Below are 11,916 nucleotides of genomic sequence, written 5' to 3' on the forward strand. Positions count from 1 at the left end.
AACGGGGAACGGGGCGGGAGCGGAGGCGACGGCGCGCGGTCAGACGGCCGCGGCGGCCCGCAGGCGGGCTCCGGGGTGGTCCGGCGCGAGTCGGGCCCGGCCGTCCGCGCGGAGGCGTCCGCGCAGGGTCAGTCCGGCCGGGACGTCGACGACGTGGCCGCGGGCGCGCAGCTCGGGCATGACGAGGTCGAGGAAGCTGTCGAAGTCGCCGAAGGGACCGGGCTGGACGAGGAAGCCGTCGCCTCCGGTCGCCGCCAGCGCCGCCTCGGCCTGGTCGACCACCTCGGCGGGGTCGCCGATGAAGGGGGCGCCCATCACGGAGTTGGCCTGGAACTCCTCGAGCACCTTGCGGACCGTGGGCGCACCGGGGCCCAGGAAGCGCTCGAGGTTGGTGCGGCCGGTCTGCGACACGGTCGACGGGTCGATCGGCTTGTCGGGGTCCATGACCGAGAGGTCGACGCCGGTGTAGAAGGCGTAGGAGGCCGCGGCTTCGTCGAGGGTCCGGCTCGCGACCTGCCGCTCGCGCAGCTCCTGCGCCTGCGCGCTGGTCGGAGCGACGATGAAGGTGCCGGCCTGCAGGCACGCGATGCTCGCCGGGTCCCGGCCGAACGACTCCGCTCGGCGGCGGATGTCGGTGATCTGCTCGGCCATCTTGGCGATCTCGGCCGCCAGGAACACGCCCTCGGCGTACTTCGCCGCGAGATCGCGCCCCGGCCCGGAGGCCCCGGCCTGGAAGAGCATCGGCGTCCGCTGCGGCCCCGGCGGCACGTTCAGCAGGCCCTTGCTGCGGAAGTGGGGCCCGTCGTGCTCGATCTCGCGCACCTTCGACGGGTCGGCGTAGACGCCGCCCTCGCGGTCGACGACGATCGCGTCGTCGTCCCAGCAGCACTCCCAGAGCTTGAGGGTGAGCTCGACGTGATCGGCCGCGATCTCGTAGCGCAGGTCGTGCTCGATCATCGGAGCGCCGAAGAGCCGGGCCGAGGCGTTCTGGCCGGCACCGGTGACGATGTTCCAGCCGATGCGCCCCTGGGTCATGTGGTCGAGGGTCGCGAGCTTGCGCGCCACCATGGGGGGCTTCTCGACCGAGGTCGACTGCGTGGTCACCAGACCGAGCCGTTCGGTGACCGCGGCGAGGGCGGGCAGGATCATCGACGGATCGGCCTTGGGCACCTGGATCCCGTTGCGGATCGCGGCGTCCGGGACCGAGTCGTTCACGACCGGGTAGCCGTAGTCGTCGGCCATGAACAGGAAGTCGACCCCCGCCTCCTCGCAGCGCTTCGCCATCCGGATCCAGTGGTCGAGCTCGAGGAACCGGGTGGACGTGTTCTCGGGTAGGCGCCACGAGCCCATCAGCATCGCGGACTGGAACATCCCGATCTTCCAGCGCTCTGTCATCGCGTCTCCTCGCGTCGTCGTCGCCGGTTCGAGTGAACCGATCAGTTCAACGGTAGGCGAGCGATGTTTCCGGCACGTCACAGTCGGGGAACGGTCTGCGTCCAGGGGCGCGGGACGGCCGCGGATCAGCGTCCCGCGTCGAGCTCGGCGACGAGCGAGCGCACCCGCAGCGCGTAGCTCGCATCGAGCTCGGCCGCGGGAGCACCCGTCAGGAGCAGGATCTGCAGGCCCCGCCAGAGCGACAGGATCTCGATCGCCGCGGTGCGGCTCCGCTCGGGCCCGAAGCCGTCGGCCAGCAGCTGCGCGCCGAGCGACTCGAGCCACTGCGTCGCCGAACGGGCCAGGAACGGCGCCCAGGCGTGCCCCTCGTGCACGGCTGTGCCCAGCTGCTGGAAGTAGAGCCGCAGATAGGGCAGGTGCTCCGGGAGCGAGAGGTCGTGCCACGCGCGCAGCAGCCGGGTCTCGAGGCCGCCGGGGCCGGCGAGGTGCACGAACAGGTCGCGCAGCAGGGGGAACCGGTCGAAGGCGCGCACGGCGGCCTCGTCGAGCAGGTCCTCGCGGGAGGCGAAGTAGTACAGCAGCATGCGGTTGTTCGAGCCGATGCTGCGGGCGATCCCGCTGAGGCTCATCTGGATCATGCTCTCGTCGAGGATCCTGTCCACGACCAGTTCGAGGAGTCTGTCCCGCTCCGATCGCCCCGTCACTCGTCCGACCCTACTGGGCGAGTGGACGGCCTCCGCGCTCCGAGGGGACTGCACCGCGGCCGGCCCTCGAGGTCAGGCCAGCCAGGCGTCGATGCGGCGCCGGGCCTCCTGCTTGAGCGCGTCCGGGGCCGCGGTCGTCTCGATCGACGTCCAGGCGCACTCCGCGAGCTGCTCGTCGCTCAGCCCGAGCGTCGAGCGGCACAGCTCGTACTCCGAGAGGATCTGCGGTCCGAAGATGATCGGATCGTCGGCGTTGATCGAGCAGCGCACTCCCGCCGCGAGCAGAGCGGGCAGTGGATGGGCGTCGAGCGACTCGACCACGTCGAGCAGCAGGTTCGAGGTCGGGCAGACGTCGAGCGGGATCCCGCGCTCGGCCAGCTCGGCGACGAGCGCCGGGTCCTCGACGGCGCGGACGCCGTGCAGGATGCGGTCGGCGTGGAGCACGTCGAGCGCCTCCCGGATCGACTCCGGTCCCACCAGCTCGCCGGCGTGGGGAGTCGACTGCAGCCCTGCCGCCCGCGCCAGCGCGAAGGCGTCGGCGAAGGCCGCTCCGGGATGTCCGCGCTCGTCGCTCGCCAGTCCCAGCGAGACCACTCCGCGACCGGCTGCGCCGACCGCCGCGCGTGCGACCAGGAGGGAGTCCTCGACGCTCCCCGTGCGGTCGATCGTCACCATGAAGCCGAAGGCGACTCCGTGGCGTTCGGAGGAGCGGTGCGCGTGCTCGAGCATGACCTCCAGCGCCGCCGCGTGCGAGCCGTAGCGCTCGACGTAGAAGGACGGATCGACGCCGAGCTCGAGGTAGACGACGCCGTCGGCCGCCTGGTCCTCGAAGATCTCGTCGATCAGCCGCGCCAGGTACTCCGGCTCCTGCAGGACCGCGAGGAGGGTGCGGTAGACGACGTCGAACTGCGTGAATCCGCTGAAGACCGTGGTCTCGGGTGCCGCGATGCCGATGGCCGCGGCCATCGACGCCAGGGTGGCGGGTCGGACGGACGCCTCCATGTGCAGGTGGAGGTGCCCCTTGGGCAGGGTCCGCAGGTCGCGGAGGGGCGCGGAGCCGGTCGCGAGGGTGCTCATCGTGTCGGTCACGGCGGTCACTCGACCCGCGCCGCGGCGGCCTCGAGGTAGGACATGTCGACGTACTCGGCGGGGTCGGGGAGGTCCTCGTAGCCGGCGGCCTCGAGCCCCGGGTACATCTCGTCGCGCAGGCGCGCCTCGCTCATCCAGAGCAGCGGGTCGCCCGTCGTGCCGACCACCAGCGGCTGCTGCAGCTCGTTCTCGCGCGTCTGCTGCACGAGGTCGAGTCCGAGGTCGGCGCCGTACTCGTCGACCGAGAGCTGCGCGCCGACGGCCGGGTCCTCGCCGTTCTCCGCCCAGCCGCGCAGCGACGCCGCGAGGAAGCCCTCCATCACGTCGGCGTTGTCCTCGACGTAGGCCGAGTCGCCGTAGATGATGTTGCCGTAGGTGGGCAGACCGAGGTCCGAGTAGAGGGTCACGACGTAGTCGTCGGGAGCGAGGTCGTACTGCTCCTCGAGCATGATGGGCTGGTTCGTGGCGTAGGCCGTGTAGGCGACGCCCTGTCCCTCGACCAGCGGGGCGATGTCGAAGCCCGCCGGGAGGAACTCGTAGTCGGGCTCGAGGCCGGCGACGCGGAAGACGGCGTCGTAGTCGATCTGCGTGCCCTCCTGGCCCAGCACCGTCTTGCCCACGAGGTCCTCGGCCGAGGTGACCGGGTCGTCGGCCAGCGAGACGATGGAGGAGGGGCTGTCCTGGTAGACGGTTCCCACCGCGGTCCAGTCGTTGCCGTCGGCGAAGCTCGCGAGCCACGCCTGCGCTCCGGGCTGGATGCCGAGGTCGGCGTCTCCTGCGGCGACGGTGGCCATGGTGGTCGGCGCGTTGGGTCCGCCGCCGATCCACTCGATGTCCAGGCCCTCGTCCTCGTAGTAGCCGTTGGCGTCGGCGAGCCAGAAGCCCGCCCACTCGACGTTGGTGATCCAGCCGAGTGAGACGCGGACGGTGGTGAGGTCGTCGGCCGCGGCCGCGGAGCCGTCGGACGACGAGCAGCCCGCGAGGGCGGCCGCGGTGGCGGCGACGAGGCCGATGCCGGCGGTGCGGAGCAGGCGGGGCGGGATGGATCGGGACATGGGACTCCTTCGGAAGACGGCGGGAGGGGAGGAAGAGGAAAGAGGTGCAGAGGACGTCAGCCCACGCGGGCGACGACGCGGCGCTCGAGTCCGCGGGCGGCCAGGAACACGAGCACCGAGAGGACGGTCGCGACCAGCGCGACGCCCCACGAGCGCTCCATGTCCATGTAGCTGCGCGACTCCGAGAAGAGCGCGCCCAGTCCGTGCGCGCCCATCAGGAACTCGGCGAGCATCGCTCCGAGCACCGCGGTGGGGGCGGTGATGCGGACCGACACCATGAGCTGGGGCAGGGCGTGCAGGACGCCGAGCCGCCTCAGCACCTGCACCTTGCCGGCGCCGAGCACCGCAAAGAGGTCACGACCGGCGGAGGGGATCGAGGTGAGCCCCGAGAGGGTGAAGACGAACGCGGGGAAGAAGCAGATCAGCACCGTCGAGGTGATCACCGCCGGGTCGCCGTAGCCGACGATCCGGGCGATGATCGGGATCATCGCGGTGATCGGCACCGAGCGGATGATGAGCGCGGCCGGAGTGACGACGCCCGCCACCGCGGTCGAGGACCAGACCAGCACCGCCGCGGCGAAGCCGATGGCCGTTCCGCCGACGAGGCCGACCAGTGCCACGCCGAGCGTGTAGCCGACCGACGGGAGGTAGTCGACGACGCCCAGCACGACGTCGCCCACCACAGGCCACGGTCGGGGCGCGACGGTGGCGGTGTAGCCGTTGAGCACGACCCAGAGGTCCCAGGCGACGAGGACGAGCAGGACCGGCCAGAGGTGCACCAGGCCGCGGAGGGCGGGGCGGATCACGAGAACCTCCCGACGGCCAGGCGCTGCAGCTGCACGAAGACGAGGTAGGCCGCGAGCGAGACCACGGTCGCGACCAGCGCCGCCGACCACAGCAGGGTCATCTGGTAGTTCTGCATCGCGCTCACGAGGAGGAGCCCGAGGCCGCGCGGGGCGCCGAACCACTCGCCGATCGTCGCTCCGAGCACGGCGGCGGGTGCGCTCATGGTGAGCCCGTCGAAGAACGCGGGCACCGCGCGGGGGAGCTCGAGGCGGCGCAGGCGCTGGGTCCGGCTCGCTCCGAGCACGGTCAGCACGTCCGCGTGCGCCGACGAGCCGGTCGAGAAGGCGGAGGTCATCGTCACGAACATCACGAAGCCGACGCTCAGCGCGGCGATGACGAGCGGGGTGTCCTCGCGGCCGACGGTGGTGATCAGCAGGGGCGCGAGGGCGATCGTGGGGAACGCGTTCAGGATCGCCGCGAAGCGGTCGAAGCCGGGGCGCAGCGCCGGGACGATCAGCGCGAGACCGGCGCCGAGGACCGCGACGACGGCTCCGAGGACGAGCCCCTGCCCCGCGGCCGTGATCGTCACGACTCCGTTGCGCCAGAGCAGGCTCGACCCGGCGGAGGTCGCCGCGTAGGCCAGCACCTCGGTCAGCGGGGGCCACGCCCGCCCGGCGAGACCCGAGCGGCCGACGAGCTCGGCGACGACGAGCACGAGGACGGCGCCCGCCACGGCGGAGAGGGCCGCCGAGCGTGCGCGCGTCACCTCGGCACCGTCTCGGCGCCGTCGAGCAGAGCCGTGAGCTCGTCGACCAGCTCGTGGAACTCGGGAGTGCGCGTCGTCACCGCGTCGCGGGGCCGGGCGAACGAGACGTCGCGCACGGTGCGCACCTGCCCCGGTCGGCCGCTCATCACGATCACGCGGTCGGCCAGGATGAGCGCCTCGTCCACGTCGTGGGTGATGAGGACGGTGGTGATCCGTTCCTCGCTCCAGATGCGGGCGAGCTCGGCGTTCATGCGGCGGCGGGTGACCGCGTCGAGAGCGCCGAAGGGCTCGTCGAGGAGGAGGAGGTCGGGGCCGAGTGCGAGCGCTCGGGCGATGGAGGCGCGCTGACGCATGCCGCCCGAGAGCTGCTTGGGCCGGGCGTCCTCGAATCCGGTGAGGCCCACGAGCCGGATCAGCTCATCGACGCGAGCGTCGTCGATCCGGCGCCCGGCGACCTGGAACGGGAGCGCGATGTTGGCGCGGACGCTGGCCCACGGCAGCAGCGCGTGCTCCTGGAACGCGACTCCGAGGCGGTGCTGGCGCGCGAGGCGGTGCGGGTCGTCGCCGAAGACCTCGACCGTGCCGGAGGTCGCGACGTCGAGGCCCGCTGCGAGACGCAGGATCGTCGATTTCCCGCAGCCGGACGGGCCGATGATCGCGACGAACTCGCCGTGAGCGACCTCGATGTCGATGCCGGTCAGGGCCTGCACGCTGCGTCCCCGGCCGAGCGGGAACACCTTCTCGACGCCGCGGATCGACACCGCGGACGTGCTCTCGGCACCGCGGGGCGGCGCCGCGATCGGGCTGGTCTCGCGCATGGGGGACTCCGCTCCGGGGGGTCGCTCCCGGTTCGGGAGGGACGAGTGAACTGATCAGTACAAACCCTACGAAGGCTCTGTTTCGCCCGTGTGTCGGGCCGATGCGGTGCGTGTTAAGTCCACCGAGGGGGTCGGAGCAGGACCGCGCGCCTGCGCCGGTACCTGGCCGCGACGTCGTCTCCGTTCATTTTGAGAGCGCTCTCTCGAAACTCTTGACCTCTCCGCGGAAGTGTTCGTACACTCGCCCTACACCTCGTGAGAGCGCTCTCACGGACGCAGCACAGACGCGTGAGAGCGCTCTACGGGATGCCCTCACCAACTCACGAAGGAGTGACCGTGCTCGCATCACGACGCGCCAGGATCGCCGCAGCGATCTCCGGCGCCGCAACCCTCGCCCTCGTCGTCACCGGATGCTCGTCGTCCGGTTCCGACGCCGCCGAGGGCGGGAACATCGAACTGACCGTCACCACGTTCAACGCGATGGGGTTCGAGGACCTCTACGCCGAGTACGAGGAGGCGAACCCCGGGATCACCATCGTCCCGAACAACATCGACACCGGTGGCAACGCCCGCACCGACGCCTTCACCAAGCTCGCGGCGGGCTCCGGCCTCGCCGACGTCCTCGCGATCGAGGAGGGCTGGCTCGGCCAGATCATGGAGGTCTCGGACCAGTTCGTGGACCTCCGCGACCACGGCATCGAGGACCGCAAGGCCGACTGGGTCGACTGGAAGTACGAGCAGGCGACCGACCCCGACGGCCGCGTCATCGGCTACGGCACCGACATCGGCCCCGAGGGCCTCTGCTACAGCACCGCCGCCTTCGAGGCCGCCGGTCTGCCGACCGACCGCGAGGCCGTGGCCGAGCTGCTCGGCGGCGCGGACGCGACTTGGGACGACTACTTCGCCGCCGGCAAGCAGTACAACGACGCGACCGGCAAGGCCTGGTTCGACCACTCCGGATTCGTCTGGAACGCCATGGTCAACCAGCTGCCCGAGGGCTACTACACCGCCGACGGCGAGCTCAACATCGAGGGCAACCCCGAGCTCGAGGAGCGCTGGGGCCAGCTGACCGATGCCGCGGCCGCAGGCCTCTCGGCCGGCCAGAAGGCCTGGGACTGGAACAAGGGCAAGTCGTTCACCGACCAGACCTTCGCCACCTTCGTCTGCCCGGCGTGGATGTTCGGCACCCTCAAGGGCGGCGTGGAGGCCGGAGGCGGCGACCCCGCCAGCACCGGCTGGGACTTCGCCGACGTGTTCCCCGGCGGCGCGGCCAACTGGGGCGGCTCGTTCCTCTCGGTCCCGACCCAGTCGGAGCACCCCGCCGAGGCCGCCGCTCTCGCCTCGTGGCTGAGCGAGCCCGAGCAGCAGATCAAGGCGTTCGAGGCGGCCGGTCCGTTCCCGAGCACCCTCGCCGCTCAGGAGGAGCTCGCCTCCGCCGCCGAGCCGGACCCGGCGCTGAACGGCTCGCCCACCGGTGCGATCCTCGCGAAGCGCGCCGAGGGGGTCGTCGCCCAGTACAAGGGACCGGACGACTCGCTCATCCAGGAGAACGTCTTCGGCCCCGTGCTGCAGAAGGTCGACCGCGGCGAGCTCGACGGCGACGCCGCCTGGGCCGAGGCGCTGAAGCTCCTCGGCGAGCTCGTCGACTGACGCGCCTCTCCCACCTCGGGCTCCCACCCGGCGGCACCGTTCCGCCGGGTGGGAGCCCCTCCCTCCGAGCCCTCCCACGAGCCCTCCCACCGAGGAAAGCGATCGCGCCATGACGAGCACACTGACCCCGCCGGCGACGGCGACCCCGCCGAGGGGCGAGCGGCCCACCGCCCGCGTCCCCCTGACCTTCCGCCAGCGGCTCGGCCGCTTCGACGTGAAGGCCTCCCCGTACCTCTACATCTCGCCGTTCTTCCTGCTCTTCGCGATCACCGGCGCGTTCCCCCTCGTCTACACGCTCGTCGTGTCGCTCTTCGACTGGGAGCTGCTGCAGGGCCAGGGCGACTTCGTCGGCCTCGGCAACTTCGCGGCGGTGCTCGGCGACCGGTTCTTCTGGAACTCGATCGTCAACACCATCAGCATCTTCCTGCTGTCCACGATCCCCCAGCTGCTCGTCGCGCTCCTCCTGGCGGCGGCCCTCGACCAGTCGCTGCGCGCCAGCACCTTCTGGCGGATGAGCGTGCTGCTGCCCTACATCGTGTCCCCGGTCGCGGTGGCACTCATCTTCTCGAGCGTCTTCAGCGAGCAGGAGGGTCTCGCCAACAACCTGCTCGGCCTGATCGGCGTCCCGCAGATCGACTGGACGAACGACCGTCTCGCCAGCCACGTCGCCATCGCCTCGATGGTGAACTGGCGCTGGACCGGCTACAACGCTCTGATCCTCCTGGCCGCCATGCAGGCCGTGCCGCGCGATCTGCACGAGTCGGCCGCGATCGACGGCGCCGGCGCCTTCCGCCGCTTCGTCTCGATCACGATCCCGAACATCCGCCCGACCCTGATCTTCGTGATCATCACGGCGACCATCGGCGGCCTGCAGATCTTCGCCGAGCCGCGCCTGTTCGACGTCTCGAACGCCGGCGGCATCGGCGGCTCCGACCGTCAGTTCCAGACCACCGTGCTCTACCTGTGGGAGATGGCGTTCTTCCGCGGGAACTTCGGCGAGGCGGCCGCGATCGCGTGGCTGCTGTTCCTCCTGATCGTGCTGATCGGGCTGGTGAACTTCGCGGTCTCGCGGAGGATCGCCTCGGTCGAGAACCAGGTGCTCGGCAAGCGCGCGCAGAAGAAGGCCGCGGCCGTGCTCGCCTCCTCGGCCGACCGCGCCGACGAGATCGCCGCGACCGACCCCCTCCTGTCCTCCACCGGCCTCGGCCAGAAAGCGAGCGAGCGATGACCGCCCCCGCACCCACGGCCGCGTTCCCGGTCCGCCGCCCCGTCGAGGGGGAGGCCCCCGCGAAGGAGCCGCGCCGCCGCCGCGGAGGCGCCGGGCGCGTCGACCGCCCCGGCTTCCTCGTCTACGGACTGCTCAGCGCGTTCATCCTCGGCTCGACCTACCCGCTGTGGTGGTCGTTCGTGGTCGCGAGCGGCACCAACGCCACGCGCAGCGAGACGCTGCCGCTCGTTCCGGGCGGCAACTTCCTCGCCAACGCGGCGAAGGTCTTCGACGCCCTGCCGTTCTGGACGGCGCTGCTGAACAGCATCATCGTCTCGGGAGTCATCACCGTCTCGGTCGTGACTTTCTCGACCCTGGCCGGCTACGCCTTCGCGAAGCTGAGGTTCCGCGGCCGCGACGGGCTGATGATCACGGTCGTGGCGACCATGGCGATCCCGACACAGCTGGGCATCATCCCGCTGTTCATCCTGATGCGGCAGCTGGGCTGGACCGGCGAGCTCGGCGCGGTCATCGTGCCGACCCTGGTCACCGCGTTCGGCGTGTTCTTCATGCGCCAGTACCTGATCGACGTGATCCCGGACGAGCTGATCGAGGCGGCCCGGATGGACGGGGCGAACCAGTTCCGCACGTTCCTCACGGTCGCGGTCCCCGCCGCCCGACCGGCCATGGCGATCCTCGGGCTCTTCACCTTCATGATGGCGTGGACCGACTTCCTCTGGCCCCTGATCGTGCTCAGCCCCACGAACCCCACACTGCAGACGGCGCTCGCGCAGCTGCAGTCCGGCTACTACATCGACTACTCGATCGTGCTCACCGGAGCGGTCATGTCGATCGTGCCGCTGCTCGTGCTCTTCGTGCTCGCCGGACGCCAGCTGATCGCGGGCATCATGAGCGGCGCGGTCAAGGGATAGAGGGGCGCCGAGCGGTGTCGCGGCTCCACTACCCTCGGATCACTGATCCGAGAGGCCCGTTATGAGTCACGACACCGCCTCGGCCGCGCCGACGCTCGAAGAGGTCGCCGCCCTCGCAGGAGTCTCGCGCTCCACGGTCAGCCGCGTCGTCAACAACTCGCCCCGGGTGAAGGACGACGCGGCCCAGGCCGTGCGCAAGGCGATCGAGGAGCTCGGCTACGTGCCGAACCGCGCGGCCCGCTCGCTCGCGAGCCGCAAGACCGAGGTCATCGCGCTCGTGGTGCCGGAGTCGACCGCGAAGGTGTTCTCGGATCCGTTCTTCGCGTCGGTGGTGCAGGGGGCGGCGCTCCGCCTCGCCGACACCGAGTACACGCTCAACATCGTCATCGCCTCGGAGGCGGCGCCCGAGAAGACCCGCCGCTACCTCCTCGGCGGCAACGTCGACGGGGCGCTCGTCGTCTCGCACCACAGCGGCGACCACTCCTACGCCCGGCTCGGCACGAGCCTCCCGGTGGTGTTCGGCGGTCGGCCGCTCAGCGCCGAGGAGCAGGGCAGCTACTTCGTCGACGTCGACAACATCGCGTCGGCCCGCGAGATCACCGAGCACCTCCTCGGCCTCGGCCGCCGCGAGCCGGCCATGATCGCGAGCCGCCAGGACATGCCCGCCGCCGTCGACCGGCTGCTCGGCTGGCGCGACGCGGTCCGCGAGGCCGGACTCGACGACTCCCGCGTCGAGATCGGCGACTACTCGCCGGCCGACGGAGCCGCGGCGATGCACCGCCTGCTCGACTCCGGCCGCCCGATCGACGCGGTGTTCGCCTCCAACGACCAGATGGCGGCGGGCGCGCTCGCCGCGCTGCGCGAGCGCGGACTGTCGGTTCCCGGCGACGTCGCCCTCGCGGGCTTCGACGGCGACTACTTCGCGCAGGCCGCGGATCCGCCCATCACGACGATGCGCCAGCCCTCGACCGAGCTCGGCTCGGCGATGGCGGAGGTGCTGGTGCGCCTGCTCGCCGGCGAGACGGTCGAGCGCGTGACGATCATGCCGACGGAGCTGCTGGTCCGCGGCTCGACGGTGCCCGGGGCCTCCTCGCCGATCGAGTAGCCGCGGAGCGGGCGTATCGAGATCCGCGTCTGCGGGAGTCGGCGGGTCTCGATACGCGCCTGCGGCGCTACTCGACCAGCAGGGTGGGGGGCTTTGCTGATCGAGTAGCCGCGCAGCGGCGTATCGAGATCCGCGTGTCCGGGGAGTGGCGGGTCTCGATACGCGCCTGCGGCGCTACTCGATCAGCTGAGGCCGCGCCTGCGGCGCCACTCGACCAGCACGGAGGCCGCGAGTGGCCACTGAACGGTGCCTGCCGGCCTCGCAGGCCCCGTTCCGGGTCTACTCGGCGTGAGCCGGCGTGTCGAGTGGTCGCGAGCCGGCCCCTGGCTGAGGCACCGCGCCCGGTTCGCGCCCACTCGCTGATCGAGTAGCCGCGCAGCGGCGTATCGAGATCCGCGTGTCCGGGAGT

The 11,916-nt window shown here is 71.2% G+C and carries 11 protein-coding genes; 4 read left to right on the forward strand and 7 right to left on the reverse strand.

Annotated features, from left to right (window positions below; translation table 11 throughout):
* Positions 1 to 39: 39 nt before the first annotated feature.
* The 7 genes from C1I63_RS05100 to C1I63_RS05130 form a co-directional block, all read right to left on the reverse strand.
* Entirely contained in the window at positions 40 to 1,395 is a 1,356-nt protein-coding gene (locus tag C1I63_RS05100; protein ID WP_107574009.1) for an NtaA/DmoA family FMN-dependent monooxygenase, read from the reverse strand.
* 125 nt (positions 1,396 to 1,520) lie between these two features.
* A complete protein-coding gene (locus C1I63_RS05105; protein WP_211315568.1) occupies positions 1,521 to 2,099 on the reverse strand; it encodes a TetR/AcrR family transcriptional regulator in 579 nt (192 codons plus the stop codon).
* Between the two features lie 72 nt (positions 2,100 to 2,171).
* Positions 2,172 to 3,188: an adenosine deaminase gene (gene add / locus C1I63_RS05110; protein ID WP_211315569.1), complete on the reverse strand. Its 1,017-nt coding sequence runs from the start codon at positions 3,186 to 3,188 to the stop codon at positions 2,172 to 2,174.
* Between the two features lie 5 nt (positions 3,189 to 3,193).
* On the reverse strand, positions 3,194 to 4,243 hold the full coding sequence (locus C1I63_RS05115) for an ABC transporter substrate-binding protein (RefSeq protein ID WP_107574011.1): 1,050 nt from the start codon (positions 4,241 to 4,243) through the stop codon (positions 3,194 to 3,196).
* 56 nt (positions 4,244 to 4,299) lie between these two features.
* Complete coding sequence (locus tag C1I63_RS05120) at positions 4,300 to 5,049, reverse strand: ABC transporter permease (RefSeq protein ID WP_170116317.1); 750 nt, start codon at positions 5,047 to 5,049, stop codon at positions 4,300 to 4,302.
* Positions 5,046 to 5,795, reverse strand: coding sequence for an ABC transporter permease (locus C1I63_RS05125; protein WP_107574013.1), 750 nt, complete (start codon positions 5,793 to 5,795; stop codon positions 5,046 to 5,048). The genes C1I63_RS05120 and C1I63_RS05125 overlap by 4 nt, the downstream gene beginning before the upstream one ends.
* Positions 5,792 to 6,613 (reverse strand): ABC transporter ATP-binding protein, encoded by an 822-nt coding sequence (locus C1I63_RS05130; protein WP_055784715.1) that lies wholly within the window; start codon positions 6,611 to 6,613, stop codon positions 5,792 to 5,794. The genes C1I63_RS05125 and C1I63_RS05130 overlap by 4 nt, the downstream gene beginning before the upstream one ends.
* 336 nt (positions 6,614 to 6,949) lie before the next feature.
* On the opposite strand from C1I63_RS05130, the gene C1I63_RS05135 reads away from it, so the two are divergent.
* The 4 genes from C1I63_RS05135 to C1I63_RS05150 all read left to right on the forward strand — a co-directional run bounded on the left by C1I63_RS05135 (position 6,950) and on the right by C1I63_RS05150 (position 11,507).
* Positions 6,950 to 8,263, forward strand: a complete 1,314-nt coding sequence (locus C1I63_RS05135; RefSeq protein ID WP_244906985.1) for an ABC transporter substrate-binding protein — start codon at positions 6,950 to 6,952, stop codon at positions 8,261 to 8,263.
* A 109-nt stretch (positions 8,264 to 8,372) separates the two neighbouring features.
* Positions 8,373 to 9,491 carry a carbohydrate ABC transporter permease gene (locus C1I63_RS05140; RefSeq protein WP_055784723.1) on the forward strand — a complete coding sequence of 373 codons (1,119 nt, stop codon included), beginning with the start codon at positions 8,373 to 8,375 and terminating at the stop codon, positions 9,489 to 9,491.
* Positions 9,488 to 10,402 carry a carbohydrate ABC transporter permease gene (locus tag C1I63_RS05145; protein ID WP_107574015.1) on the forward strand — a complete coding sequence of 305 codons (915 nt, stop codon included), beginning with the start codon at positions 9,488 to 9,490 and terminating at the stop codon, positions 10,400 to 10,402. Before C1I63_RS05140 ends, C1I63_RS05145 begins: the two co-directional genes overlap by 4 nt.
* A gap of 61 nt (positions 10,403 to 10,463) precedes the next feature.
* On the forward strand, positions 10,464 to 11,507 hold the full coding sequence (locus C1I63_RS05150) for a LacI family DNA-binding transcriptional regulator (RefSeq protein WP_055784729.1): 1,044 nt from the start codon (positions 10,464 to 10,466) through the stop codon (positions 11,505 to 11,507).
* The last annotated feature ends 409 nt before the right edge of the window (positions 11,508 to 11,916 follow it).

The organism is Rathayibacter caricis DSM 15933, from assembly GCF_003044275.1.
Lineage (GTDB): Bacteria > Actinomycetota > Actinomycetes > Actinomycetales > Microbacteriaceae > Rathayibacter > Rathayibacter caricis.

Coding starts and splice junctions, on each gene's coding strand:
- C1I63_RS05100 (WP_107574009.1), bottom strand. CDS start 1,395: ATGACAGAGCGCTGGAAGATCGGGATGTTCCAGTCCGCGATGCTGATG.
- C1I63_RS05115 (WP_107574011.1), bottom strand. CDS start 4,243: ATGTCCCGATCCATCCCGCCCCGCCTGCTCCGCACCGCCGGCATCGGC.
- C1I63_RS05130 (WP_055784715.1), bottom strand. CDS start 6,613: ATGCGCGAGACCAGCCCGATCGCGGCGCCGCCCCGCGGTGCCGAGAGC.
- C1I63_RS05140 (WP_055784723.1), top strand. CDS start 8,373: ATGACGAGCACACTGACCCCGCCGGCGACGGCGACCCCGCCGAGGGGC.
- C1I63_RS05145 (WP_107574015.1), top strand. CDS start 9,488: ATGACCGCCCCCGCACCCACGGCCGCGTTCCCGGTCCGCCGCCCCGTC.
- C1I63_RS05150 (WP_055784729.1), top strand. CDS start 10,464: ATGAGTCACGACACCGCCTCGGCCGCGCCGACGCTCGAAGAGGTCGCC.